30 protein-coding genes are annotated in these 25,509 nt (G+C 64.8%); 16 read left to right on the plus strand and 14 right to left on the minus strand.

From position 1 onward, the window contains the following. Positions 1-9: 9 nt before the first annotated feature. Positions 10-336 carry a hypothetical protein gene (locus AC2TZ7_RS00210; RefSeq protein WP_078522484.1) on the plus strand — a complete coding sequence of 109 codons (327 nt, stop codon included), beginning with the start codon at positions 10-12 and terminating at the stop codon, positions 334-336. A 320-nt stretch (positions 337-656) separates the two neighbouring features. Here the strand turns inward: AC2TZ7_RS00210 and AC2TZ7_RS00215 are convergent, their stop codons facing one another. The 5 genes from AC2TZ7_RS00215 to AC2TZ7_RS00235 are packed head-to-tail and all read right to left on the minus strand — an operon-like array spanning position 657 to position 6,487. Further along, positions 657-869, minus strand: a complete 213-nt coding sequence (locus AC2TZ7_RS00215) for a formate dehydrogenase subunit delta (RefSeq protein WP_078569797.1) — start codon at positions 867-869, stop codon at positions 657-659. Further along, positions 866-1,636, minus strand: a complete 771-nt coding sequence (gene fdhD, locus AC2TZ7_RS00220; protein ID WP_489865484.1) for a formate dehydrogenase accessory sulfurtransferase FdhD — start codon at positions 1,634-1,636, stop codon at positions 866-868. The genes AC2TZ7_RS00215 and fdhD overlap by 4 nt, the downstream gene beginning before the upstream one ends. Further along, positions 1,633-4,518 carry a formate dehydrogenase subunit alpha gene (fdhF, locus tag AC2TZ7_RS00225; RefSeq protein WP_489865485.1) on the minus strand — a complete coding sequence of 962 codons (2,886 nt, stop codon included), beginning with the start codon at positions 4,516-4,518 and terminating at the stop codon, positions 1,633-1,635. Before fdhF ends, fdhD begins: the two co-directional genes overlap by 4 nt. Further along, positions 4,515-6,038, minus strand: coding sequence for a formate dehydrogenase beta subunit (locus AC2TZ7_RS00230; RefSeq protein WP_489865486.1), 1,524 nt, complete (start codon positions 6,036-6,038; stop codon positions 4,515-4,517). The genes fdhF and AC2TZ7_RS00230 overlap by 4 nt, the downstream gene beginning before the upstream one ends. Then, on the minus strand, positions 6,035-6,487 hold the full coding sequence (locus tag AC2TZ7_RS00235) for a formate dehydrogenase subunit gamma (protein WP_489865487.1): 453 nt from the start codon (positions 6,485-6,487) through the stop codon (positions 6,035-6,037). The genes AC2TZ7_RS00230 and AC2TZ7_RS00235 overlap by 4 nt, the downstream gene beginning before the upstream one ends. A gap of 144 nt (positions 6,488-6,631) precedes the next feature. Here AC2TZ7_RS00235 and AC2TZ7_RS00240 point away from each other — a divergent pair, with 144 nt between their 5' ends. The 9 genes from AC2TZ7_RS00240 (at position 6,632) to AC2TZ7_RS00280 (ending at position 14,059) form a co-directional block, all read left to right on the plus strand. Further along, positions 6,632-7,465 carry a S49 family peptidase gene (locus tag AC2TZ7_RS00240; RefSeq protein WP_489866768.1) on the plus strand — a complete coding sequence of 278 codons (834 nt, stop codon included), beginning with the start codon at positions 6,632-6,634 and terminating at the stop codon, positions 7,463-7,465. A gap of 4 nt (positions 7,466-7,469) precedes the next feature. Then, on the plus strand, positions 7,470-7,685 hold the full coding sequence (locus AC2TZ7_RS00245) for a hypothetical protein (protein ID WP_489865488.1): 216 nt from the start codon (positions 7,470-7,472) through the stop codon (positions 7,683-7,685). Further along, positions 7,682-8,662, plus strand: a complete 981-nt coding sequence (locus AC2TZ7_RS00250) for a calcium/sodium antiporter (RefSeq protein WP_489865489.1) — start codon at positions 7,682-7,684, stop codon at positions 8,660-8,662. Before AC2TZ7_RS00245 ends, AC2TZ7_RS00250 begins: the two co-directional genes overlap by 4 nt. Next, entirely contained in the window at positions 8,659-9,435 is a 777-nt protein-coding gene (locus AC2TZ7_RS00255; RefSeq protein WP_489865490.1) for an SDR family oxidoreductase, read from the plus strand. Before AC2TZ7_RS00250 ends, AC2TZ7_RS00255 begins: the two co-directional genes overlap by 4 nt. A gap of 298 nt (positions 9,436-9,733) precedes the next feature. Continuing rightward, complete coding sequence (uvrC, locus tag AC2TZ7_RS00260; protein ID WP_098412018.1) at positions 9,734-11,641, plus strand: excinuclease ABC subunit UvrC; 1,908 nt, start codon at positions 9,734-9,736, stop codon at positions 11,639-11,641. A 1-nt stretch (position 11,642) separates the two neighbouring features. Beyond that, positions 11,643-12,701 (plus strand): lysine-2,3-aminomutase-like protein, encoded by a 1,059-nt coding sequence (locus AC2TZ7_RS00265; RefSeq protein ID WP_489865491.1) that lies wholly within the window; start codon positions 11,643-11,645, stop codon positions 12,699-12,701. A gap of 45 nt (positions 12,702-12,746) precedes the next feature. Continuing rightward, positions 12,747-13,376, plus strand: a complete 630-nt coding sequence (gene pgsA / locus AC2TZ7_RS00270; protein WP_078549075.1) for a CDP-diacylglycerol--glycerol-3-phosphate 3-phosphatidyltransferase — start codon at positions 12,747-12,749, stop codon at positions 13,374-13,376. After that, complete coding sequence (gene moaD / locus AC2TZ7_RS00275) at positions 13,369-13,617, plus strand: molybdopterin converting factor subunit 1 (protein ID WP_098412020.1); 249 nt, start codon at positions 13,369-13,371, stop codon at positions 13,615-13,617. The genes pgsA and moaD overlap by 8 nt, the downstream gene beginning before the upstream one ends. 1 nt (position 13,618) lies before the next feature. Further along, positions 13,619-14,059, plus strand: a complete 441-nt coding sequence (locus AC2TZ7_RS00280; protein WP_078604856.1) for a molybdenum cofactor biosynthesis protein MoaE — start codon at positions 13,619-13,621, stop codon at positions 14,057-14,059. Here AC2TZ7_RS00280 and AC2TZ7_RS00285 read toward each other — a convergent pair whose 3' ends face one another. Next, positions 14,060-14,878, minus strand: coding sequence for a sulfotransferase family protein (locus tag AC2TZ7_RS00285; protein WP_489865492.1), 819 nt, complete (start codon positions 14,876-14,878; stop codon positions 14,060-14,062). Positions 14,879-15,028: 150 nt separating this feature from the next. On the opposite strand from AC2TZ7_RS00285, the gene AC2TZ7_RS00290 reads away from it, so the two are divergent. Together AC2TZ7_RS00290 and AC2TZ7_RS00295 are read left to right on the plus strand one after the other, a co-directional pair. Beyond that, the gene (locus AC2TZ7_RS00290; protein ID WP_489865493.1) at positions 15,029-16,603 is read left to right on the plus strand and encodes a DUF5928 domain-containing protein; all 1,575 of its coding nucleotides are present in this window, start codon (positions 15,029-15,031) and stop codon (positions 16,601-16,603) included. Positions 16,604-16,614: 11 nt separating this feature from the next. Then, on the plus strand, positions 16,615-16,995 hold the full coding sequence (locus tag AC2TZ7_RS00295) for an HIT domain-containing protein (protein ID WP_078604859.1): 381 nt from the start codon (positions 16,615-16,617) through the stop codon (positions 16,993-16,995). 40 nt (positions 16,996-17,035) lie between these two features. Here AC2TZ7_RS00295 and AC2TZ7_RS00300 read toward each other — a convergent pair whose 3' ends face one another. Together AC2TZ7_RS00300 and nth are read right to left on the minus strand one after the other, a co-directional pair. Then, positions 17,036-18,022 (minus strand): adenosine kinase, encoded by a 987-nt coding sequence (locus AC2TZ7_RS00300; protein WP_489865494.1) that lies wholly within the window; start codon positions 18,020-18,022, stop codon positions 17,036-17,038. Beyond that, complete coding sequence (gene nth / locus AC2TZ7_RS00305; protein ID WP_489865495.1) at positions 18,019-18,663, minus strand: endonuclease III; 645 nt, start codon at positions 18,661-18,663, stop codon at positions 18,019-18,021. The genes AC2TZ7_RS00300 and nth overlap by 4 nt, the downstream gene beginning before the upstream one ends. A gap of 114 nt (positions 18,664-18,777) precedes the next feature. Between nth and AC2TZ7_RS00310 the strand changes: the two genes are divergently transcribed. The 3 genes from AC2TZ7_RS00310 to AC2TZ7_RS00320 all read left to right on the plus strand — a co-directional run bounded on the left by AC2TZ7_RS00310 (position 18,778) and on the right by AC2TZ7_RS00320 (position 21,315). Further along, positions 18,778-19,632 carry a bifunctional helix-turn-helix domain-containing protein/methylated-DNA--[protein]-cysteine S-methyltransferase gene (locus AC2TZ7_RS00310; RefSeq protein ID WP_489865496.1) on the plus strand — a complete coding sequence of 285 codons (855 nt, stop codon included), beginning with the start codon at positions 18,778-18,780 and terminating at the stop codon, positions 19,630-19,632. 142 nt (positions 19,633-19,774) lie between these two features. After that, on the plus strand, positions 19,775-20,455 hold the full coding sequence (locus AC2TZ7_RS00315) for a YiaD family glycine zipper/OmpA-like lipoprotein (protein ID WP_098412025.1): 681 nt from the start codon (positions 19,775-19,777) through the stop codon (positions 20,453-20,455). A 98-nt stretch (positions 20,456-20,553) separates the two neighbouring features. Then, positions 20,554-21,315, plus strand: coding sequence for a FadR/GntR family transcriptional regulator (locus tag AC2TZ7_RS00320; protein WP_078522464.1), 762 nt, complete (start codon positions 20,554-20,556; stop codon positions 21,313-21,315). Positions 21,316-21,397: 82 nt separating this feature from the next. On the opposite strand, the gene AC2TZ7_RS00325 is transcribed toward AC2TZ7_RS00320, so the two are convergent. From AC2TZ7_RS00325 to AC2TZ7_RS00345, 5 genes are all read right to left on the minus strand, one after another. Next, entirely contained in the window at positions 21,398-21,955 is a 558-nt protein-coding gene (locus AC2TZ7_RS00325) for a F0F1 ATP synthase subunit B (protein ID WP_078522463.1), read from the minus strand. Between the two features lie 4 nt (positions 21,956-21,959). Beyond that, positions 21,960-22,523, minus strand: a complete 564-nt coding sequence (locus AC2TZ7_RS00330) for a F0F1 ATP synthase subunit B' (protein WP_098412026.1) — start codon at positions 22,521-22,523, stop codon at positions 21,960-21,962. 91 nt (positions 22,524-22,614) lie between these two features. Further along, positions 22,615-22,851: a F0F1 ATP synthase subunit C gene (locus AC2TZ7_RS00335; RefSeq protein WP_038144344.1), complete on the minus strand. Its 237-nt coding sequence runs from the start codon at positions 22,849-22,851 to the stop codon at positions 22,615-22,617. A gap of 64 nt (positions 22,852-22,915) precedes the next feature. Next, entirely contained in the window at positions 22,916-23,671 is a 756-nt protein-coding gene (locus tag AC2TZ7_RS00340) for a F0F1 ATP synthase subunit A (protein WP_093476999.1), read from the minus strand. 7 nt (positions 23,672-23,678) lie between these two features. Continuing rightward, entirely contained in the window at positions 23,679-24,035 is a 357-nt protein-coding gene (locus AC2TZ7_RS00345; protein ID WP_078522460.1) for an AtpZ/AtpI family protein, read from the minus strand. Positions 24,036-24,250: 215 nt separating this feature from the next. On the opposite strand from AC2TZ7_RS00345, the gene AC2TZ7_RS00350 reads away from it, so the two are divergent. Further along, a complete protein-coding gene (locus AC2TZ7_RS00350) occupies positions 24,251-24,676 on the plus strand; it encodes an ArsR/SmtB family transcription factor (protein WP_489865497.1) in 426 nt (141 codons plus the stop codon). On the opposite strand, the gene AC2TZ7_RS00355 is transcribed toward AC2TZ7_RS00350, so the two are convergent. Then, complete coding sequence (locus AC2TZ7_RS00355) at positions 24,673-25,422, minus strand: SDR family NAD(P)-dependent oxidoreductase (protein WP_489865498.1); 750 nt, start codon at positions 25,420-25,422, stop codon at positions 24,673-24,675. The genes AC2TZ7_RS00350 and AC2TZ7_RS00355 overlap by 4 nt on opposite strands. Between the last annotated feature and the right edge of the window lie 87 nt (positions 25,423-25,509).

Consider the following 25,509-nt stretch of genomic DNA (forward strand, 5'->3'; position numbering starts at 1 on the left):
GGACGTCATATGAACAGAACCGAATTCATCATCGCCACAGCGATCATCCTTTTCGTGGCTTTCGCGCTCGGCTGGTTCGCGAGCTGGTTGATCCACCGCCTCACCCGCGTGAGCCAGGCCGATATGGGCGAACTGGAGCAGATGGCGCAGGCGTTGCATGAAGCCGAAGAGACCCGCGATCAGGCGCTCGTCTATGTCGAGCAGCGCGAGGCGGAACTGGCCAATCAGCTCAGCCAGACCGAGGCGGAACTGCGCGCGGCGATGGATGGTCTACGCGACGCGCGCCACGAGGCCGAGGAACTGCGCGCCTATATCGAGCGCTCGAAAGAGGCCTGAGCCATCGCAGAGCCGCGCTCGCCGAGGGCGCGGCATCGCGGCCACGCCCGGCGAAACTCGGACATCTCGCGCTTTGGCCCGCCTGTCGAAAGTGGTATCGACCACCTGTCCGCCACGCGCGGCAGACCCTTCCCGCGACCGTCGCCTGTTCCTGTCGCGGCTAATCCCAGCCGCGATCGCGCTGCCGATCCATTTCTTTCAGGGAAAGAGCCGCAATGCGCCCCCTTCGAGACGCTGGTGCAGCAACTCGCGGCGCCCTACCCCTTCGCGGACGGGAAAAACTTCACCCTCTCCTTCGCGCCGGTCGTGAAGCCCGGCGATCAGCCCCGCTGAGGGGCGCGGATCTCCGGCAAGGCCGCTTTCACCAGCGGGTGCAGGTCCAGCTTGTCGGCCGCCGCGAGGAACGTGTCGCGCATCGTGGGTGCCCAGTTGGCATTGATGTGATCGGCGACGGCATGCGCCTGATCGCCGGGCTGGCTCTCGAAGAACTGTGCGATCTGATTGGCCATCCCGGCGAGTTTCTCAGGCTTCATGCGGTGGCCTCCTGCGGCGCGGTGTAAAGCGCGAGGCCCCGGCCTGCGCGCGCGATAACGGTAAGGCCCGCGTCCCGCGCCTCGCTCACCGCAAGCGCGGTCGGGGCGGAGGGGCCGACGATGACGGGGATGCCGAGCGTCACGACCTTCTGGATCAGATCGACCGAGAGCCGCGAGGTCATCACAAGCGCGCCGCCTGCGGGATCGATGCCCTGCCGGATCAGCGCCCCGATCAGCTTGTCGAGCGCGTTGTGCCGCCCGACATCCTCGCGCGTCAGCACGATTCCCTTGCCCGGCTGCCAGAAGCTCGACGCATGGGCGGCGCGGGTCTCGTCCTGCAGCGGCTGGTGGTCGCGCAGGGTCTCGAGCGCCTCCGTGGCCTGTTCCGGCGTCATGGTGAATCGCGGCGGGCGAACCGGCGACAGCTTGCGCCGCGCCTCTTCCAGCTGTTCGATCCCGCAGAGCCCGCAACCCACCGGGCCCATCGTGGCGCGGCGGCGTTCGGCAAAGCGTGCGCCCGCGGGCGCGGCCAGCCAGTTGCGCGCCTCGATCCCGGCCTCGGTCATTTCCAGCTCCTGCCGGGTGATCTCGGACGCGTCCGCGATCAGCCCTTCGGACAGCGCGAAGCCCAGTGCGAAATCCTCCAGATCGGCGGGGCTCGCCATCATCACCGCCTGCGTCACCCCGTCGAAGGACAGCGCGACCGGCACTTCCTCCGCGAGCCGCTGCACCGCGCCGCTGGGCATGTCCCAATCCGTCGCTGTCATTCAGCCGCCTCGACGCGGCGGGTCAGCTTGGTCTGCGCCGTATAAAGCTCCTGCCAGTCGGAAGGCCCGTTCGACAGCCCCACCTGCACCGCCGTCACCTTGTATTCAGGGCAGTTCGTCGCCCAGTCGGAATTGTCGGTGGTGACCACATTGGCCTGCGTGTCGGGGTGGTGGAAGGTCGTGTAGACGACGCCGGGCGAGACCCGATCCGTGATCGTCGCACGCAAGGACGTCTCGCCCGCACGGCTCGCCAGACGCACCCAATTCCCGTCGCGAATGCCGCGCGTCTCGGCGTCATGCGGGTGGATTTCCAGCCGGTCCTCGGCATGCCAGACGGAGTTTTCGGTCCGCCGCGTCTGCGCGCCCACGTTATACTGCGACAGGATGCGCCCGGTCGTCAGCAGCAGCGGGAAGCGCGGTCCGGTGCGCTCCTCGGTCGCGACATAGGCCGTGCGGATGAACCGCCCCGAGCCGCGCACGAAGCCATCCTCATGCATCACCGGCGAGCCTTGCGGATGCGCGTCGTTGCAGGGCCATTGCACCGAGCCCATCTGGTCGATCAGATCGTAGGTGACGCCCGCGAAGGCCGGCGTCGTGCGCGCGATCTCGTCCATGATCTCTGAGGGGTGGGTGTAGCTCCACCCCGCGCCCAGCGCATTGGCCAGCGCCTGCGTCGCCTCCCAATCGGCCAGCCCCGCCTTCGGTGCCATCACCTTGCGCACCGGGTTGATGCGGCGCTCGGCATTGGTGAAGGTCCCGTCCTTCTCGAGGAAGGTCGAGCCCGGCAGGAAGATATGGGCGTAGCGCGCGGTCTCGTTGAGGAAGAGATCATGCACGATCACGCAGTCCATCGCGGCGAGGCCCGCGGCCACGTGATGGGTGTCGGGATCGGATTGCAGGATGTCTTCGCCCTGAATGTAGATCGCCTTGAAATCCCCCGCGACGGCCGCGTCGAGCATGTTGGGGATGCGCAGCCCCGGCTCGGGGTCGAGCGTGGCACCCCATTCGGCCTCGAAGATCGCGCGCACCGCATCGTCGCTGACATGGCGATAACCCGGCAGTTCGTGCGGGAACGAGCCCATATCGCAGGAGCCCTGCACGTTGTTCTGGCCGCGCAGCGGGTTCACGCCCACGCCGGGACGGCCGATATTGCCGGTCATCATCGCGAGGTTGGCGATGGCGATCACGGTGGTCGAGCCTTGGCTATGCTCGGTCACGCCCAGCCCGTAATAGATCGCCCCGTTCGGCGCGGCGGCATAGGTGCGCGCGGCTTGGCGCAGCGCCTCGGGCGCGACACCTGTCAGCTCTTCGACGGCTTCCGGCGAATGGGCCGGATCGGCGGCGAATTCGGCATAGTCCGTCCATTCGTCCCAATCGCAGCGCTCGCGGATGAAGGCTTCGTCGAACAGCCCTTCCGTCACAATCACATGGGCCATCGCGGTCAGCACCGCGACATTGGTGCCCGGACGCAGCGGGAGGTGATGCCCCTCGCCCATATGCGGAGTCTCCAGCAGGTCGATCCGGCGCGGGTCGACCACGATCAGCTTCGCCCCCTGCCGCAGCCGCTTGCGCAGCCGCGAGCCGAAGACCGGGTGTCCGTCGGTCGGGTTCGCCCCGATCACCACGGCGCAATCCACCTGCTCCACAGAGTCGAAATCCTGTGTGCCAGCCGAGGTCCCGAAGGTCTGCTTCAGCCCGTAGCCGGTGGGCGAATGGCAGACGCGGGCACAGGTGTCGGTGTTGTTCGTGCCCATCACCGCGCGGGCGAGTTTCTGCACGAGGAAGGTTTCCTCGTTCGTGCAGCGCGAGGAGGTGATGACACCGACGGAATCCTTGCCGTGTTTGGCCTGCGCACGCTTGATGCCGTTCGCGGCAAACTCCAGCGCCTCTTCCCACGACACTTCGCGCCACGCATCGGTGATGCTGTCGCGGATCATCGGGTTCAGGATGCGATCGCCGTGGTTCGCATAGCCCCAGGCGAAACGGCCCTTCACGCAGCTATGGCCGCGGTTCGCCTTGCCCTCTTTCCACGGCACCATGCGCACCAGTTGGTCGCCGCGCATCTGCGCCTCGAAGGAGCAGCCCACGCCGCAATAGGCGCAGGTCGTGACCACCGAACGCTCCGGCACGCCGATCTCGTCGACGGTCTTTTCCTGCAGGGTTGCGGTCGGGCAGGCCTGCACGCAGGCGCCGCAGCTGACGCAATCCGAGTTCAGAAAATCCTCCGTCCCGGTCGAGATGCGGGCGTCGAAGCCGCGCCCGTCCACGGTCAGCGCGAAGGTGCCCTGCACCTCTTCGCAGGCGCGCACGCAGCGCATGCAGACGATGCATTTCGACGGGTCATAGAAGAAATACGGATTGGAATCGTCGCGCGGGATGTAGAGCGGATTGGCCCCCTCCGCCGCGCGCGTCTCGACATGGTTCTCACCCGGCGCATAGCGCACGTCGCGCAGGCCCACGGCCCCCGCCATATCCTGCAATTCGCAATCGCCATTGGCCGCGCAGGTGAGGCAATCCAGCGGGTGATCGGAGATATAAAGCTCCATCACCCCGCGCCGCAGCCGCGCGAGCTGATCGGTCTGGGTCTTCACGACCATGCCCTCGCGCACGGGCGTGGTGCAGGACGCAGGCGTGCCGCGCATCCCTTCGATCTCGACCACACAGAGGCGGCACGATCCGTAAGCATCCAGCATATCGGTAGCACACAGCTTCGGCACGGTGATCCCGGCCTCGGCGGCGGCGCGCATCACGGAGGTGCCCTCGGGTACGCTCACATCCATGCCGTCGATCACCAGCGTCACGGGCGGGCCCGATTTTTCAGGCGTGCCCATATCGGAGAGTTTCGGCCCGTGCACGCCGTCGGGGATGATGAAATCCTTCATTCCGCAGCCTCCTGTGAGAGCGAGAATTCTTGCGGGAAAAGCCGGATCGCCGAGCGCACCGGGTAAGGCGTGAAGCCCCCCATCGCGCAGAGCGAGCCCTTCTCCATCACTTCGCATAGCTCATGCAGCAACTCGATCGCCGCCGGGTCGCCCGCCGCCACGCGGTCGAGCGTCTCGATGCCGCGCACCGCGCCGATCCGGCAGGGTGTGCATTTCCCGCAGCTCTCGATGGCGCAGAACTCCATCGCGTAGCGGGCGAGCGCGAGCATGTCGGCGCTGTCGTCATGCACCACGAAGCCCGCATGGCCTACGAGACCGCCCTGATCGGCAAAAGCCTCGTAGCAGACCGGCAGATCGAAATCGTCCGACCCGTGATAGGCGCCCAGCGGCCCGCCCACCTGCACCGCCTTGAACGGACGGCCCGAAGCCGTGCCGCCGCCGATCTCATTCACAAGCGTGCCAAGCGACATCCCGAAACCGGTCTCGAACAGTCCGCCATGTTTGACATTGCCCGCGATCTGGATCGGGATCGTCCCGCGCGAGCGGCCCAGCCCGAACTCCGCATAGGCTGCGCCGCCATGGACCAGAATCCACGGCACGGCTGCCAGCGAAAGCACGTTATTGACCACGGTCGGCCTGCCGAACGCGCCTTCCAGCGCAGGCAGCGGCGGCTTGGCGCGGACCATGCCGCGCTTGCCTTCGAGGGAATTCAGGAGCGACGTTTCCTCGCCGCAGATATAGGCGCCCGCGCCGACGCGCACCTCCAGATCGAAGGCCGGTCCCTGCCCCATCAGGCTGTCGCCGATGATCCCACCCGTGCGCGCGGCCTTGATCGCCGCGTTCAGCGTACGGATCGCATGGGGGTATTCCGAACGGACATAGATGAAGCCCTTGGTCGCACCGACTGCGAGACCGGCAATCGCCATGCCCTCGATCAGGCAGTAGGGATCGCCTTCCATCAGCATCCGGTCCGCGAAAGAGCCGCTATCGCCCTCATCCGCGTTGCAGACGATGTATTTCTGCGGGGCCTCGGCCCCGGCGACGGTCTTCCACTTGATACCCGTCGGGAAGCCCGCACCGCCGCGACCGCGCAGACCCGAGGTGGTGACCTCCTCGATGGTATCCGCGCCGCCCAGTTCCAGCGCACGCTTCAGGCCTTGCCAGCCCTCGTCCGCCTCGTAATCGGCCAGAGACAGCGGATCGGTGCGCCCGCAGCGTGCGAAGGTCAGGCGGGTCTGTTGCGCGAAGAAGGGGATTTCCTCGACCGGGCCGAGCGCCTTCGGTTGATCGCCGCCCTCGAACAGCGCGGGCACGTCCTCGGGCGTCATCGGACCGAAGCCGTGGCGCACGCCGTCGCGTTCGATCTCGACCAGAGGCTCCAGCCAGATCATCCCGCGCGTGCCATTGCGGACGATCTCAACCTCTTCGCCGCGCAGGCCAGCCGCCGACGCGATCGCGGCAGCGACCTCATCGGCCCCACAGGCTACGGCAGCGGCATCGCAGGGAACCCAGACCTTCATGCCGAGACCTCCGCAACCAGAGCCTCGATCCGCTCGGGCGTCGCCCGCCCGACCAGTTGATCGCCCACCATCGCGGCGGGCGCGCAGGCACACAGCCCGAGGCAATAGACCGCCTCAAGGGTCACATCGCCCTTCGTTTCCCCGACTTTCATTCCCAGCGCATGCTCAAGCCGCGCGATCATCTCGGCCCCGCCCATCGACTGGCACGCCTCGGCGCGGCACAGCTTGATCACATGCTTGCCCGCGGGCGCATCGCGGAAGTCGTGATAGAAGGAGACGACGCCCGCCACTTCGGCCCGGCTCAGCCGCAAAGCATCGGCGATCGACTGGAAGCAATCGGCGGGCACGCAGCCGTAAGCGGCCTGCACATCGTGAAGAATGGGCAGCAGCGCACCCTCGCGCCCCGCATGATCCGCCAGAATCGCGGCGAGCCTGTCGTCTTCGGTCATATCCATCCTCCCGGCCCCGATGATGGGGCGAGCATGCCCCGGCCAGCAAGTCACGACTGGTTCAATCGCGAACAGGCGCGGACAGGAACCGTCATCGCCGTGCTTGCGCGGGCAGGGGTGAGCCTCTACATCCCTCACATGAGCCTGATCCAACGCCTCCCTTTCGTCAAGAAATCGCCCTTCGTCGCGGTTATCCGTCTGCACGGCGCCATCGGCGTCTCACGCCCCGGTGCACCCGGCCTGTCGGATGCCGCCATGGCCCCGATCATCGAGCGTGCCTTCGCGCGCGGCAAACCGGCCGCGGTCGCGCTGCTGATCAATTCGCCCGGCGGATCGCCCGTGCAATCGGCGCTGATCGCGGGACGCATCCGCAGGCTTGCGGATGAAAAAGACATTCCCGTCCATGCCTTCGTCGAAGACGTCGCGGCCTCAGGCGGCTATTGGCTCGCCTGCGCCGCCGACCAGATCTGGGCCGATCCGACCTCGGTCGTGGGCTCGATCGGGGTGATCTCGGCAGGCTTCGGCCTCGACGAGTTCATCAACCGCCACGGCATCCAGCGCCGCGTTCATACCGCAGGCGGCTCGAAAAGTTTCATGGACCCGTTCCGCCCCGAGAAGGACGAAGACGTCGCGCGGCTCAACAAGCTGCTCGACGACATGCATGTCAGCTTCAAGGAGCACGTGCAGTCGCGGCGCGGTGCGAAACTGCCCGAGGATCGCGACCTCTTTACCGGCGATATCTGGACCGGGCGGCAGGCGCTGGCCGAGAACACCGGGCTGATCGACGGGCTCGGCCATGCGGTGCCGAAGCTGAAAGAGATCTACGGCGAGAAGACCCGCATCGTGCCTTACGCGCCCAAACGCTCGATCTTCCGGCGCTTCGGCGCACAGATCGGAGGCGAGATGGCTGCGGCCACGGCAGGCGCTTTGATCGACACGACCGAGGAGCGCGCACTCTGGGCGCGCTACGGGCTGTAACCGGATGCTCATCAAGGGCATGACACTCTTCCTCGTCGTCATGGCGGTGCTCGCCATGTTCGGCAAGCTGCGGATGCCGAAGATCAAGGGCCCGCGCGGACCCGGCAGGCTGTCGGCGCGTTGTCCCGACTGCGGTCGTCCGAAAATCGGCCGGGGCCCCTGCCCCTGCAAGACGGCCTCCAACAGCAAGAGTGCCAAGAAGACGGAGCGCCGAAAATGATCTGGGATTTCGGCGAGATCATCGCCGGGCTGGTGCTGCTGGTCGTGGCGGGTGACCTGCTGGTGAAAGGCGCAGTGGCGATGTCGCTGCGCCTTGGCATTCCTGCGCTGATCGTCGGCCTGACCGTGGTGGCCTTCGGCACCTCCGCGCCCGAGCTGATGGTCTCGGTCGCGGCCGTCCTCGACAAGGCGCCCAGCATGGCGCTCGGCAATGTCGTGGGCTCGAATATCGCCAATATCCTTCTGGTGCTGGGCCTTCCCGCGATCATCTCCGCGATCCGCACCGATCTGCACGACACGCGCGAGAGCTTCGTGCTGATGATGGGCGCGACGGTCCTCTTCATCCTCGTCTGTTTCATGGGGCCGATCGGCTGGGCGCAGGCGCTGCTCCTGCTCTTCGCGCTTGGCATCATCCTGTTCCGGCAGGTCCGCGAAGCGCGCGCCCATCGCGCCAATCGCGGCGCAGGCTCCGACCCCGAGACCGAAGCCGATGAAGAGGTCGAAAGCGTCGATCCGAATATGCCGCTCTGGCGCATCGGGCTCTATGTTCTCGCGGGGCTCATCGGGCTGCCTCTGGGGGCGAGCTGGCTGGTCAGCGGCGCTTCCGAGATCGCCAGCGCGATGGGCGTCTCGGATGCGGTGATCGGCCTGACGCTGGTCGCGCTCGGCACCTCGCTGCCGGAGCTGGCCACGTCCATCACCGCGGCACTGAAGGGCCGGTCGGACCTCGCGCTCGGCAATGTCGTGGGCTCGAACATCTTCAACCTGCTCTGCATCATCGGCGTCGCGGGCCTGTTCGGCGACATTCCGGTGCCGAGCCAGATGCTGCATGTCGACCTTTGGGTGATGGCGGCGGCCTCGATCGCGCTGGCCCCGTTCATCTTCGGCAATCGCGTGATCACCCGCGGCATCGGCATCGCTTTCACCGCCGCGTACCTGGCCTATATGGTGGCCCTCTTCATTGGAGGCAGCGCATGAAACGAGCATTGGTGACAGGCGGCGCGAAACGGCTGGGACGCGCGATGGCGCTTTATCTGGCCGAGCGCGGCGTGGACGTCGCAATCCATTATCACGGCTCCGCAGAGGAGGCGGAGGCAACGGCGGCAGAAGCCCGCGCGAAAGGCGTACGCGCCGAGGTCGTGCAAGCCGATCTGCTGGACGAGGCCGCGACGGCGGAACTGGTGCCGCGCGCGGCGCAGGCGCTCGACGGGCCGCTCGATCTGCTGATCAACAACGCCTCGATCTTCGAATACGACACGATCCGCTCGGCCACCCGCGAAGGCTGGGACCGGCATATCGGCTCGAACCTGCGCGCGCCCTTCGTGCTGATCCAGCATTTCGCGGCACAGGCCCCGCAAGCCGATCGCTCGGGTGCGGAGCCCAAGGCCCGCGCGCTGGTGATCAACATGGTCGACCAGCGGATGCGCAAGCTGACGCCGGAGTTCATGACCTACACGCTCGCGAAGATGGGACTGTGGACACTCACGCAGACCAGCGCGCAGGCGCTTGCTCCCGCTATACGGGTGAACGCGATCGGCCCCGGCCCGACCCTTCAAGGCGCGCGCCAGTCGGAAGATCACTTCAACCGGCAGCGCGCGGCGACGATCCTAGAACGCGGCGCGGACCCCGCCGATATCGTCGCGGCGCTGGGGTATTTCATGGACGCACCCGCCGTCACAGGGCAGTTGCTCTGCGTCGATGGCGGCCAACATCTGGGCTGGCGGACGCCCGATGTATTAGGTCCGGAATGAGCCTAAAATCGAATCGCAGGCCAAAGTTGTGCACTGCGCGACGGTTTGTAACAGGACCGTCACAAAAGTATTAATCCTTTCAATAGCTTGGCAAATGTGCAGAAAATTTCTCAATGAAATCAACGCACTCATGAATTGCTCAAAAAATGGGCAAACACTCTATCAACCCTTATATTAAGGTCGGAACCCACGGTCCCACATGTTTGCCAACAGAGTTATCCCCAAATTTCGTGGACATGTTTTTCCTTGAAAACGTCTTCGCGAGGTTGCAGCCACAGGGGAGAATCGAAGCCTGCCCATGAATGACGACGTAGACAGCAACGACGCCCTCGATCCCCCGGCGGCCACGCGCCCGCAACACGGGCTGACGGGCCATGCGCTGATCGCGGATTATCTCAAGCGTCTCGACGGCTCGCCGGGCGTGTACCGGATGCTGAACGCGAAGGGCGAGGTTCTCTATGTCGGCAAGGCGCGCAACCTGAAGGCGCGCGTCTCGAACTATGCACGCCCCTCGGGACACTCGGCGCGGATCGCCCGGATGATCCATGAGACCGCCTCGATGATGTTTCTCACGACGCGGACCGAGACCGAGGCGCTGCTGCTCGAGCAGAACCTGATCAAGCAGCTCAAACCGCGCTACAACGTGCTCGCGCGGGACGACAAAAGCTTCCCCAATATCCTGATCGCGACGGACCACCCCTATCCGATGATCAAGAAGCATCGCGGCGCGCGCAAAGAGAAGGGCCATTACTTCGGCCCCTTCGCAAGCGCGAGCGCGGTGAACCGCACGCTGAACCAGCTGGAGCGGGTCTTCCTGCTGCGCAACTGCTCGGACTCGATGTTCGAGACCCGCACGCGCCCCTGCCTGCAATATCAGATCAAGCGCTGCTCCGGGCCCTGCGTCGGCAAAATCTCCGAGGAGGATTACGCGGCGCTGGTCGACGACGCGAAGCGCTTCCTGCAGGGCAAGTCCACCACGATCCAGCGCGAACTGGCCGAGGAGATGCAGAAGGCCTCCGACGAGATGGAGTTCGAACGCGCCGCTGCGCTCCGCGACCGGATCAAGGCGCTGACCAATGTGCAGCAAAGTCAGGGAATCAACCCGCGCACCACCGCCGAGGCCGATGTGATCGCGCTTCATCAGGAGGGCGGGCAGGCCTGTGTGCAGGTCTTCTTCATCCGCGCAAATCAGAGCTGGGGCAATCACGACTTCTACCCCAAGACCGGCTCCGGGGCCGAGGCGCCCGAAATCCTGCAGGCCTTCATCGCGCAGTTCTACACCAACCGCCCGCCGCCGAAGCTGATCCTGCTGTCGCACCCGGTCGAGGATGAGGAACTGGTGAGCGAATTCCTGTCCGAGCGCGCCGAGCGCAAGGTCGAGATCACCGTCCCGCAGCGCGGCGAAAAGGCCGAGCTGGTCGAGAATGCCGCGCGCAATGCCCGCGAGAGCCTCGGTCGGAAAATGTCCGAAAGTGCCGCGCAGGCGAAACTGCTGGCGGGCGTCGCGGAGGCCTTCGGGTTGGAGAAACCGCCCCAACGCATCGAGGTCTACGACAACTCGCATATTCAGGGCGCGCATGCTGTGGGCGGGATGATCGTCGCAGGGCCCGAGGGCTTCATCAAAAGCCAGTACCGCAAGTTCAACATCAAGAACGCGGACCTGACGCCGGGCGACGATTTCGGGATGATGAAGGAGGTGCTGACGCGCCGCTTCACCCGGTTGCTGAAGGAAGACCCAGAGCGGAAATCCGAGGCCTGGCCCGATCTGCTGCTGATCGACGGCGGCGCCGGGCAGGTTTCGGCGGTGCGCGAGATCATGGATGAGATGGGCGTGAGCGACGTCGCGATGGTCGGCGTCGCAAAGGGCGTGGACCGCGACCACGGCAAGGAAGAGTTCCACCGCACCGGCCAGCGGCCGATCGCCCTGCCCCGGCAATCGCCGGTCCTCTATTACATCCAGCGCCTGCGCGACGAGGCACACCGCTGGGCCATCGGCACCCACCGCGCGAAACGCGCCAAGGCGCAGATGGCGAACCCGCTGGACGAGGTTCCGGGCATCGGGGCCGCCCGCAAACGCGCGCTGCTCGCGCATTTCGGCTCCGCCAAGGCGGTCAGCCGCGCCGCCCCCATCGACCTGATGGAGGTCGACGGCATCTCCGAGGCGATGGCCGAGACGATCCACAATTTCTTCAACGAGAAGGGCTGAGATGACCGATCACAGCCGCCACCCCCGCGCGCTGACCCGCGTGGCCGATCTCGAACGCGACGGGCTGACCGCCTCGGACACCCGCGCCGATCTGGAGCGCGTAGCCGAAGAGTTCCGCATCCGCGTGACACCCGAGATGCGCGGGGCGATTGCCAATCCGACCGATCCAGTGGCCGCGCAATTCGTGCCCTCGGCTGCCGAGCTGGTCACCCGTCCCGAAGAACTGGAAGATCCGATCGGCGACGACGCCCATTCCCCCGCACCCGGGCTGACGCATCGCTATCCCGACCGGGTGATCCTCCACATCACCAAGACCTGCGACGTCTATTGCCGCTTCTGCTTCCGCCGCGAGACGGTGGGCGAAACCGGGCCGCTGCCGGAAGACCAATTGACGCAGGCGCTCGATTATATCGCGGCGACCCCGGCCATTCGCGAGGTGATCCTGACCGGGGGCGATCCGCTGACGCTGTCGACGCGCAGGCTGGGCGCGGTGCTCGACCGCCTCTCCGCAATCGCGCATCTCGACCAGATCCGGCTGCATACCCGCGTGCCGGTCGTCGCCCCCGAGCGGATCACCGAGCAGCTTTGCACCATCCTGCGCGCCGCGCCGACCGCGTGGATCGTGCTGCACACCAACCACGCGCAGGAACTCACGCCCGCCGCCCGCGATGCTATTGCGCGACTGGTGGATCGCGGCATTCCGATGCTGTCGCAAACCGTGCTGCTGCGGGGCGTCAACGCGCGTGCCGACGCGCTGGAGGCGCTGTTCCGCGCCCTCACCAAGCTACGGGTCAAACCCTATTACCTGCACCATTGCGACCTCGCCCGCGGCACCTCGCATTTCCGCACCACCATCGCAGAGGGTCGCGCGCTGATGGCCGAACTGCGCCGCCGCTGCTCGGGGACGATGCTGCCGACCTACGTGCTCGATATCCCCGGCGGGCACGGCAAGGTCCCGATCACCTCGGACCACTTCACACCGGGCGACAGCCCCGGAGACTGGTGCGTTACCGACCGCAATGGGACGGTGCACGCGTATCGCGATCCCGCGACCTGTTAACGCGCCCTCTTCCGCTTTGCGAACCACGCAGCTAGGTTGCCTCCCATGAAATGGACCCTTCCCAATATCCTGACTGTACTCAGGCTCTTGGCTGCCCCCGGTGTGGCGGTCTTGTTCCTTTATTTTTCTCGCCCCTGGGCCGACTGGCTGGCGCTTGCGCTCTTCATCAGCGCGGCGATCACCGACTGGTTCGATGGCTATCTCGCCCGGGCGTGGAAACAGGAGAGCCGCTTCGGCGCGATGCTCGACCCGATCGCCGACAAGGCGATGGTGGTGATCGCGCTGGTGGTACTGACCGGTTATTCGGGCATGAACCCGTGGCTGATCCTGCCCGCCACCGTAATCCTCTTCCGCGAAGTCTTCGTCTCGGGGCTGCGCGAATTCCTCGGCGCGGATGCCGGGCGACTGCGGGTCACGAAGCTCGCGAAGTGGAAGACGACCGCACAGATGGTGGCGATTGCCGTGCTGTTCCTCGGCACCGGGCTCGCCTATCTCGAACAGGGGCAGGCCCCGCGCGCCGGCGAAGGCGATATCCGGATGGGCGCGAGCCTTGCCGATATCGCGACCCATATGGGCCTTGCGCTGATCTGGATCGCCGCCGTGCTGACCGCGATCACCGGCTGGGACTATTTCCGCAAGGCCCTGCCCTATCTGAAGGAGCCGAGCCATGATTGACGTGCTCTATTTCGCTTGGGTCCGTGAGCGGATCGGCCTGCCGCGCGAGAAGGTCGAGACGCAGGCCAAGACCGTGGCCGATCTCGTCGAGGAGCTGAAGGCACGCGAGCCGCGCTACGAGGCGGCCTTTGCCGACATTTCGGCGCTGCGCGTGGCGCTCGATCAGGATCTGGCGGAGTTCGACGCGCCGCTCGAAGGCGTGCGCGAGGTAGCCTTCTTCCCGCCGATGACGGGGGGCTGAGATGAAAGTCTCCGTTCAGGCCGAGCCCTTCGATCTGGGCGCAGAGCTTGCCGATTTCGGCACCGGCCGCGCGGATGTCGGCGCCGTCGTCAGCTTCACCGGCATCGTGCGCGACGACACCGGCGCGATGGAGGCGCTGGAGCTGGAGCATTACCCCGGCATGACCGAACGCGCGATCGCGGGTATCGTCGATCAGGCGGTCGAGCGTTGGAACCTGTCGGACGTGACCGTCATCCACCGCCACGGACGGCTGGGCGTGGGCGAGCAGATCATGATGGTCGCCACCGCCGCGCGCCACCGCGTCGCGGCGTTTGAAGCCGCCGAATTCCTGATGGATTACCTGAAATCCCGCGCGCCCTTCTGGAAGAAGGAACACGGCCCCGAGGGCACCTCCTGGGTCGCTGCGAAGGATGAAGACGAGGACGCCCTGAAACGCTGGTGATCAGTCGCCCAGCTTGGCGTGCACCTCGTCCAGATCGACCTCGCCCACCGGCATCTTGTTGTCCGGATCGTCGAAATCGTATTGGAAAAGCTGGAAATCCTTCTTGTAGATTTCCCAGATCAAGTGGCGCGACAGGTCGTCGAAATAATCGCTGACCTTATGCGCGCGCTTCGGCCCGTGCCCCTCGGACTCGTTGAACCGCGGCACCTTGGCCAGATCGACTTTCACCGGCGTCTCGACCGCGTCGAGCACCGACTGCATGCCTTCGTTGAATTTCTCGGTGAAGAAGATGTTGTCGTAGCGCCCGCCGTTGACGATGAAGGTCGAGATATGGCCCGACATGGCCGACCAGTGAATGTCCGGCTCCATCGGGCGGCGCCAGCGGATCGTGTCGCGCGCGAACAGCAGGAAGCGGCGAAACGAGGCGATCTGGTCGAAATCGAAATTGTCCTCCGGAGAGCCGACTTCGATCCCGTATTTCTGGATCAGCTGCGGCACCAGCTTGCCGCGATATCGTTTGCCGTTGCGCTGGATGCCCGCGATCTTGTCGAAGAAGGACGACAGGATGCGCTGATAGGGATTGCGCACGCAGGTGAAGGCGTAGCTTTTGTGCGCCAGCACGTTTTCGGTGATCGGCTGCTGGCTTTCGTCCTGCGACCACTTATGCAGCCCGGTCTTGGAATCGTGGATGTCGCCGTCGAAGAATTTCCCGTGATCGGAATAGAACATGATCTGCCCGATGGAGGAGCAGGCGCATTTCGGCACGACGCGATACACCATGCTTTCGCTCTCGGTCATCCAGGTTCCGGGAAATCCCATTCAAAGCCCTCCAGAAGGTCGCATACCCGTGACCGGGTAACGCAGACATAATAAATATCGAGTAAAGAGCAAAGAAGTCCTGTCTTTTCAACGCTCATTCCGGCTAACAAGTCGGATAATACCAGCAAGTGACATCGCATCGTTTCCCGTATGGCCCGAATCGCCTTTATTCTTCTGACCCATAAGGATCCTGACGGGATCATCGCGCAGGCGGAACGGCTGACGCAGACGGGCGATTATGTGGCGATCCATTTCGACGCGCGCGCCAAGCCCGAACATTACCGCAAGCTACGCAGCGCGCTCGATGCCAATCCCAATGTCACCTTCGCGAAAAAGCGCGTCAAATGCGGCTGGGGCGAATGGAGCCTCGTCGCCGCGACCTTGGAGGCGGTAAAAGCCGCCGTCGCCGATTTCCCGCGTGCCACGCATTTCTACATGCTCTCGGGCGATTGCATGCAGATCAAATCGGCCGAATACGCGCATAACTTCCTCGATGCGGAAGAGGTCGACTATATCGAAAGCTTCGACTTCTTCTCGTCGGGCTGGATCAAGACGGGGATGAAGGAAGACCGGCTGGTCTATCGCCACTGGTTCAACGAGCGCAATCAGCCCAAGCGGTTCTACTTCGCTTATAACCTGCAAAAGCAGCTGAAGCTGTCGCGCGAGGTGCCCGGCGATCTGCAGATGATGATCGGCTCGCAATGGTGGTGCCTGCGCCGCCGGACGATGGAGCAGGTGCTCGATTTCATCAAGGCGCGGCCCGATGTGATGCGGTTCTTCCGCACGACATGGATCCCGGACGAGACCTTCTTCCAGACCATCGTCCATCACCTGATCCCCGAGACAGAGATCCGCACCCGGACGCTGACCTTCCTGATGTTCACCGATTACGGGATGCCCGCGAATTTCTACAACGACCATTACGATCTGTTGCTGGCGCAGGATTACCTGTTTGCGCGCAAGATCAGCCCCGAAGCGCGCGACCTGAAGCAGCGTCTGGGCGAGCTGTGGACGCGCGAGGGCGTCGAGTTCGCCGTCTCGAACGAAGGCCGCGCGCTGCATCGCTTCCTCACCGGGCGCGGTCGCGTCGGCCGTCGCTTCGCGCCGCGCTTCTGGGAGGCGGAGGCGACCTTGGGCCGCGAACGCACGCTGACCCTGATCCTGTGCAAGAAATGGCATGTCGCGAAACGGCTGGTGGCCGAGTTCCGCAAACGCTCCTCGATCCCCGCGCTCGATTACGTCTTCAACGAGATGGGCCCCCTGCCCGATCTCGGCGGCATCGAGACCAGCCCGGAAAAGCGCAACCGTCACCGCCGCGCGCTGATGCGGATGGTCTTCGACCACGAGAACGCCGACCGCATGGTGATCTGCGTCGATCCCGCCGAGCTGGACGTGATCGAGGACTTCACCCGCGACAAATGCCAGACCCGCATCCTCGAGATCGAATGTCAGTTCTCCGACGACTATCTCAAGGGGCACGCGCAGCGCGTCGGCCTCGCGGGGCAGCATACGCCGCCGCAGGTGCTCGATCAGATGCTGCCGACGATCCGCGCCGATCTGCACCACGAATCCGAGCGGCTCCGCGATGCCGAGTTCGAGAATTACGCCCTCATGCGCGAGGGCGGCGAGATCGAAGACAACGCCCGCGCGCTGGCCCATGCGCTCGACATCCCCTCCGATATGGCGCAGGAATTGGCCGAACTCGACTACATCTTCCGCGACTGAGGAGAGAGGCCATGGCCTATACCTATGACGATCAGAACATCTTCGCCAAGATCCTGCGCGGCGAGATCCCGAACGACACCGTTCTGGAGACCGAACATACGCTGGCCTTCCGCGACATCGCCCCGAAAGCGCCCGAGCATGTGCTGGTGATTCCGAAAGGCGCCTATGTCGCGCTCGATCATTTCTGCGCCGAGGCGAGCGATGCCGAGATCGTCGATTTCCACCGCACCGTGGCCGAAATCTGCAAGATGACCGGCGCGAGCCCGGGCGAAGGCGGCGAGGGTTATCGCGGCATCACCAATGCGGGCGAGAACGGCGTGCAGGAAGTGCCGCATTACCACCTGCATATCCTCGCAGGTCGCCCGCTCGGGCCGATGCTGCTGATGCGTTAAGTCTTGCGGCGCGCCCTTATCCCGGGCGCGCCAGACAGGCTCAGATGAGCCCGCGCTCCGCGAAGAGCGCCTTCACATCGATCTCGGGCCGTGCGCCGTAATGGCCGATCACTTCGGCCGCCGCAGCACACCCCATCTTGCCCGCGGTCTCGAGGCCCTGCCCCGTCGCGTAGCCGTAGAGGAAGCCCGCCGCGAACTGATCGCCCGCGCCCGTCGCATCGACCGGCACGACGCGCTTGACCGGAACCGTCGCGCGTTCCTCGCCACGGATCAGGATCACGTCGTCGCCCGAGCGGGTGCAGACCACCAGCTCGCATTCCTCGGCCGCCTGCTTCAGCGCCGCATCCAGATCGGTCTGGTAGAGCGATTCCCATTCGTGCTGGTTGCCGATCACGTAATCCATCTGGTCGCGCACCAGACGCCGGAAATCGGCGCGGTGACGGTCGACGCAGAACGGGTCCGACAGCGCGATACCCGCCTTGCCACCGCCCCGGTGACAGCCCTGCGCCGCCTTCAGGAACGCGGCCTTCCCGTGATCCTTGTCGAAGAGATAGCCTTCGAGGAACAGGATCTGCGTGTTCTCCACCACTTTGAGGTTCACATCCTCGGTCGAGACCTCCGCGGAAATCCCCAGATAGGTGTTCATCGACCGCTCACCGTCCGGCGTCACGAAGATCATCGAGCGCGAAGTCGGCAGCTCGCCATCCTTGACCGGCGGGTTCGGGAAATCCGTGCCCTCGCCATGCAGAGCCGCCTCGTAGAAGCGCCCCAGCGTGTCGTCGCGCACCCGCCCGATAAAGGCCGTCGTGAGCCCGAGATTGCCCAGCCCCGCGATCGTGTTGCCCACCGAGCCGCCCGGTGCCTGCGTGCGCTCTTTCATGGCGCCGTAAAGCGTCTCGCCGCGCTCGCGTTCGATCAGCTGCATAATGCCTTTCTCGATGCCCATATGCTCTAGAAAGCTGTCGTCGCATTGCGCGATCACGTCCACGACGGCATTGCCGATGCCGACGACCTGATACTGTTTCAAAGGTTTTTCTCCTCAAACTGGCACAGATCCTTGATCGGACAGGCCTGACATTTGGGTTTGCGCGCCACGCAGATATAGCGACCGTGCAGGATCAGCCAGTGATGGGCGTGGCGCTGGTATTCGACGGGCACGTTGTCTTCGATGGCGCGCTCGACCGCGTCGACATCCTTGCCCGGGCAGATGCCGCTGCGATTGCCGACCCGGAAAATATGCGTGTCGACTGCCTGCGCGGGATGGCCGAACCACATGTTCAGCACGACATTCGCGGTCTTGCGCCCCACGCCCGGCAGCGATTGCAGCGCCGCGCGCGAGGACGGCACCTCGCCGTCATACTGATCGACGAGGATCTGGCTCAGCTTGATGACGTTCTTCGCCTTCTGCCGGAACAGCCCGATCGTCTTGATATGCTCGGTCACGCCGTCCAGACCCAACTCGAGCATCTTCTCGGGCGTGTCGGCCACGGCGAAAAGCTTGCGCGTCGCCTTGTTCACGCCCGCATCGGTCGCCTGTGCGGAAAGCGCCACGGCCACCACCAGCGTATAGGCGTTGACGTGCTCGAGCTCCCCCTTGGGATGGGGCTCGGAGGCTTCGAACCGCGCGAAGACCTCTTTCATCGTGGCATAATCGAATTGCTTGGCCATGCTTTCCTAATGCCCGCCACGCGCGCGAAGGGCAAGGCCGCGCGCAAACCGCAGCTTTCGGGTCGCGCGGCTGCCGCCCGCGCCCTAGGATCGACGAGAACCAAGAGGTGCGTGATGAACGACCATAGCGACATTGCCGAGAGCTACCACTATCAGGTCATCGCCCGCGCGCTGGCAGAGATCGACGCGGCGCAGTCGGCGGGCGAGTTGCTGACGCTCGAGGCGATCTCGGCACGGCTCTCGATGAGCCCCGCGCATTTCCAGCGGCTGTTCTCGGCCTGGGTCGGGGTCTCTCCGAAACGCTACCAGCAATACCTGACGCTCGACTTCGTGCGCGAATTGCTGAGCCAGCGCCTGCCGCTCGACGAGGTGGCCGACCGTGCAGGGCTCTCGGGCACGGGCCGCCTGCACGATCTGGTGCTGCGCTGGGAGGCGATGACGCCCGGCGCGTTTGCCCGCGGCGGCGACGGCGTCACGATCCGCTGGGGGCGGTTCGACAGCCCCTTCGGCCCGGTGATCGCGATGGGCACGGATCAAGGGCTTTGCGGCATGGGCTTCACCGCCGAGATGGGCGAGCGCGAGACCTTTGACGACCTCGCCCGCCGCTGGCCAGACGCCCATTTCACCGAAAACCCCGAGCCGCTGCGTCCTTGGGTCGAGGCCGCGTTCAGCCGACACGGCGAGGCGAAGCTGACGCTGATCGGCGCGCCCTTCCAGATCAAGGTCTGGGAGGCGCTGCTCTCGATCCCCTCGGGGCAGGTCACCACCTATTCCGACATCGCCGAAGCGATCGGCAATCCCAAAGCGGTGCGCGCCGTCGGCACCGCCGTGGGCCGCAACCCGATCTCCTTCCTGATTCCGTGCCACCGCGCCCTGCGCAAATCCGGCGGTCTGGGCGGCTATCACTGGGGCCTAGGCGTCAAACGCGCGATTCTGGGCTGGGAAGGGGCCCGCGCCGAGGCCGATTGAGCGTCCCTCCGCCGGTTCTGCCGAGAAATGATGCGCGGAATTCCGCGCTTCACGAAAAGGGCATGGAACCTGCGCGATTTTTACGCGTATCTTCTCGTTAAGCCTCGAAACATGAGGCGACCAGAGAAGGCAGAGACAGAACATGACCACCGTTCTCAAGACCAAAACCATTCTTCTGAGCGCCGCCGCTGCAATGGCGCTCACCGCTTGTGTGCCGGGCGGCTACACCGGGGCGGACAATCCCGACCAAAGCCCGAACGCAAACCGCAATGCCGGCGCGATCACCGGTGCACTGATCGGCGGCGCGATCGGCGCGACGAGCAAAGGCGACGAGAAGCTGACCAAAGCCGCAGCGGGCGCCATCGTCGGCGGCGTGCTCGGCGGCGCGATCGGTTCGCAGCTCGACCGTCAGGCACAGGAACTGCGGCGCGACCTGACCACCAACGGCGTCAGCGTCGTGCGTCAGGGCAACCAGCTGATCGTGACGATGCCGCAAGACGTGCTCTTCGCGACCGACAGCGCGGCCGTGCGCCCCGATCTGCAGCGCGACCTGTACACGCTCGCAGGCAGCCTCAACCGCTATCCGGACACCACCGTCGAAGTCGTCGGCCATACCGACAACACCGGCGATGCGGCCTACAACATGCGCCTGTCGCGTCAGCGCGCGCAATCGGTGGCCAATGTCCTGATCAATGGCGGCGTCCCGAGCTACCGCGTGATCCCGACCGGTCGCGGCGAGGATCAACCTATCGCGAGCAACCTGACCGCCGAGGGGCGTCAGGCGAACCGCCGGGTCGAATTCATCATTCGTCCGAACAACTAAACCGCTCGTCAGAGTGGGAAAAGGGCCGGGGAAACCCGGCCTTTTTTCATTGCCGACGACCCGATCTGGTCATACATCTTTACCACATGGAGGGGTGCATGCCATTTCAGAAGATCGAATCCGAGAAGCTCGCGAATGCTGTCGTGCGCCAGATCGAGCAGCTCATCCTGCAGGGCATTCTGCGCCCCGGTGAGCGCCTCCCCTCCGAGCGAGAGCTGTCCGAACGCCTTGGCGTCTCGCGTCCGAGCCTGCGCGAAGCGGTCGCGGAACTGCAGGAGTCAGGTCTCCTGACCACACGCGCCGGGGCCGGGATCTATGTCGCCGAAGTCCTCGATTCCGCCTTCTCGCCCGCCCTGATCCGGCTGTTTGCGCGCAACGATCAGGCGCTGTTCGACTACATCTCCTTCCGTCGCGACATGGAGGGGCTCGCCGCCGAGCGCGCGGCGCAATGCGGCTCGGATACCGATCTCGCGGTGATCCAGACGCTGTTCTCGCAGATGGAAGCGGCCCATTCCAAGCGCAATCCCACGCAGGAGGCGCAGCTCGACGCGCAGTTCCACATGGCGATCATCGAGGCGAGCCATAACGTCATCATGATCCACATGATGCGCGCGATGTTCGACCTGCTCGCCGAGGGCGTGTTCTACAACCGCTCGATGATGTTCCGGAACCGCGGAACGCGCAGCAAGCTGCTCGACCAGCACCGGGCGATCAACGAGGCGATCCAGCGCCGCGACGCCTCTGCCGCGCGCAAGGCCATCGCGGCCCATATGGAATTCGTCGAGGTCGAGATGGCGGCGATGCGCCGGGCCGAGCGCAACGAGGCCACCGCGCGGTTACGTCTCGAACATAACCGCTGAGCCCACATCACCTCTGAGCCCAAGACAAAGAAAAACCCCGGCCCATCGGACCGGGGTTTTCAATGTCACCCGTTAGGGGAGATCAGTTCAGGCGCTGTTCGACTTCCGAAAGCGAGCTGTCGATCATCGCGGCACGGTCCGACGCGCTCAGCTGCTTGGCGAGCACATCGCCAGCGGCGGCCACGGCGACCGACACGGCACGGTCCTTGACCTCTTTCAGAGCCTGCGCCTCGGCCGAGGCGATCTGCTCGTCAGCGGCCTTCAGGCGGCGCTCGATCGAGACCTTCAGGTCTTCCTTGGCCTTCTCGGCAGCGGCTTCGGCGTCGCGCTTGGCAGCGGCGACGATCTGGTCGGCCTGCCCCTGCACTTCGCGCGACTTGCGCTCGTAGCTGGCGAGAACCGCTTGCGCCTCGTCACGCAGCTTGCGCGCTTCGTCGAGATCCGAGCGGATGTTCGTCGCGCGCTTGTCGAGCATCTTGCCCAGCATGCCCGGCACCTTCGCGTAGAGCACGATGCCCACGAAGATGATGAAGGCGATGGTCACGATGAAGTTCGTGTTCCAAAGCGAGAAGAACGGGCCCGTCGCTGCGAAGGCGGGCTGTGCCGCCACGAACGGAAGGAGAAGCGAGAGTTTCTTCATCGTCTTACCCTTTCAGCCGCGTTTCGACAGCCGCGGTCACGGCCTTGGCGTCAGCCTTGCCACCCAGAGCCGCGACGATCTCGCCGGCGGTGTCCTTGGCGACCTGATCGACCGCTGCAAGCGCGCCGTCGCGGATTTCCGCGATGCGGGCTTCCGATTCCGCGGAGCGTGCGGCGATCTCGGCATCTGCCTTGGCGATAGCCGCGTCGAGGTCCTTTTGGATCTCGGCCTTGGTTTCGCCTGCGATCTTCTGCGCCTGAGCGCGTGCTTCGGCCAGAGCCTTCTCGTAAGCGGCTTCGGCCTCTTCGGCCTTGCGCTTGAAGTCTTCGGCCGCGGCGATGTCACCCGCGATCGTGCCCTGACGATCGGCGAGAACTGCCTCGATCCGGGGCAGTGCGATGCGCGTCAGCAGCCAGTAGATCGCGACCAGAGCGACCACGAGCCAGAAGATCTGGTTCGGGTAGCTCGAGAAGTCGAGCTGCGGCATACCGGCCTTTTGCGCGGTATGTGCCGCGCCTTGGGCCGCATCAGCGGCTGCGTGCGCTGTATTTTGCGTTTCGCTTGCCATGTCGTCCCTCGACCCTGATCACAAATCCCCTTGCGGGTCACGGGATGGGCTCCGAATGAGCCCACCCGCCCTCAAGGAAAAGCGTGCTGGATCAGACGGCGAACATCAGCAGCAGCGCGACGAGGAACGAGAAGATCCCGAGCGCTTCTGCGAAGGCGATGCCGATGAAGAGGGTCGCGGTCTGGCCAGCGGCCGCCGAGGGGTTGCGCAGTGCGCCCGACAGGAAGTTGCCGGCAACGTTGCCCACACCGATAGCCGAGCCGCCCATGCCCATGCAGGCCAGACCAGCGCCGATGTAAGCACCCATTTGAACGATATTGCCTTCCATTGTCGTAACTCCTTGAGGTTGGAAGTGGCAGAAATTTGGTGAACTGGTTCGATCCGTTATCCGGTCAGTGTGCCGGGTGAAGCGCGTCGCGCAGATAGACGCAGGTCAGGATCGTGAAGACATAGGCCTGGATGAAGGCCACGAGAACTTCGAGCCCGTACATCGCGGTGATCGCGAGGATCGACAGCGGGGTGACGGCGATGCCGACGCCCGAGAACAGGATCAGCGGCGCGAAGGCGGCGAACACTTTCATAACCGCGTGGCCAGCCATCATGTTGCCCGCAAGACGAATGGAGTGGCTGACGGGGCGCACGAAGTAGGAGATGATCTCGATGATCGCGAGGATCGGGCGCAGCGCCAGCGGCGCCGAGGCCACCCAGAACAGGCTCAGGAAGCCCGCGCCGTTCTTGACGAAACCGATCACGGTCACCGCAACGAACACGGCGATCGCCAGCAGACCGGTCACAGCGATATGCGAGGTCGTGGTGAAGCCGCGCGGCAGCAGGCCGAGGAAGTTCGAGAAGACGATGAACAGGAAGACCGTGAAGATATAGGGGAAGAACTTCAGCGCGTCCTTGCCCGCCACGTCTTCGACCATCTTGTGAATGAAGCCGTAGGACAGCTCCGCGATCGACTGGGCGCGCGAGGGCACCACGGCGCGACCGCGGGTACCGATGACGAGCATGAAGAAGATCGCCAGAACGGCGATCGCCATCCACAGCGTCGCATTGGTCGGCGTGTACCAGTGAACCGGGCCATCGCCGAAGAGGGGCTTAACGATAAACTGATCCATCGGGTGGAAGGTCAGTTCACTGCGCATTTCCTGTTCAAGAGTTGCCACGGTCGTCTTCCTCTTCATCGGCCATGTCGGCCGCACGCTCTTCGTTCATTTCCTTGGCCGAGCGAAGCATCACCTTCACCCCGGCCGCGAGCCCGAGAAGCGTGAACAGCACCATCATCCAAGGCATCGTGCCCATAAGCACATCCAGCCCGTATCCGATGCCGAAGCCGATCCCCAGCCCCGAAACCATTTCGATCACCATACGCCAGGCCATATTCGCCTGGGACAGATGATGATCGGCACGTTGCGGAGGCGGTTCTTGCGTCTTTCTCACTGCCGCAAGCTTCTTCTCAAGCGCTGCGAGGCGCTCGGGATCGGGCTCGTCGGAGCGGTGATCAGGCATGGTTCGGCCCCCACTCAGGTCTCAGCCGTGATAGCCGTGCCCCCCGCCTGAGTCAATTCCGGATAGGCCTCGGAAAACGCCTCGCAACCCATTGATCCGTAAAGATTTTGAAAATAAGCCTCAAATTCGCGCCGCGCCAAGCTCACGCGAATGCGAGCAATCGCATATTCAACCGATCGGTTGACGTTTATCGCGCGCCGCCCCATCAAGGAGCGATGCTACCGCCGCCCACCCCGTCTCTCGATGCGATCTTCGCCGCGCTCGCCGATCCGACCCGGCGGACGATCCTGACGATGCTGCTCGAAGACGACATGGCGGTGACCGACGTGGCGGAGCCCTTCGAGATGTCGCTGGCGGCCGTCTCCAAGCACCTCGCGATCCTGACCAATGCCGGGCTGATCTCTCAGGAGAAACGCGGCCGGGTGAAATGGTGCAAGCTGGAGCCGCTCGCGATGTCCGCGGCCACGACATGGATCCAGGGTTTCGGTCAGTTCGAGCCGCTGGATTTCGACGCGTTCGAGAAATTCCTCGAAGCTGAACTGGCGCAGATCGAGATCGAGCCCGCCGAGCCGGTGGAGACTGGACCCGTGGAGAATGGGCAAAGCGACGCGCCGCCCGGCAGCGCGCCGCAACACGATTAAATCGAGCCCGCCTCGACCATGTAGTTGTTCGCCGTGCACATCGCCGCATCGTCCGAGGCGAGGAACAGCACCATCCGCGCGACATATTCCGGCTGGATCAGATCGGGCAGGCATTGGTTGCGACGATGCTCCTCCAGCGCCTCGGGCGTGGCCCAGAGCGTCTTCTGCCGATCCGTCATGATCCAGCCCGGCACGACCGTGTTGACCCGGATGCGATGCCCGCCCAACTCGCGCGCCATCGTGCGGGTCAACCCATGAACCGCCGCTTTCGCCGTCGCATAGGCCGGAAAGCCGCTGCCGGCCTCCCACCACGAATTCGAGCCCATATTGATGATCGACCCCGCCCCTTTCGAGATCATGTCCGGCGCGACCGTCTGGATCGCGAAGAACATGTGGCGCAGGTTGGTGTGCTGGCGCTCGTCCCAATACTCGGCATCGATCTCGCGCCAGTCGTGCCGGTCGTCGCGCGCAGCATTGTTCACCAGCACATCCGCCGGGCCGATCTTCTCGCGTAAGCGGCCCAGCGCCTCTTTCATCGCGGTGATGTCGCGCAGGTCGCACAGCTCGTAATCGACGCCCAACCGTTTCGCGATCGCCGCACTCCCCTCGGCATCGCGGTCGAGAAACCCGACCTTCGCCCCTTGCGCGGCGAAGCCTTCGACGATCAGCGCCCCGATCCCCGAGGCACCCCCGGTCACGATTACGGATTTGCCCTTCAGGCTCGGATAAGTCGCGAAGTCCGGCATCTGCTCCTCCTCTTTTCGCGGCGAGCATCGCGCCCGCTGCCCCCGCTGTCCAGAGAGCGCCTCGAAAATGACGCGCGGAGGAAAGCA

This window comes from Thioclava sp. ISO4, from assembly GCF_058105145.1.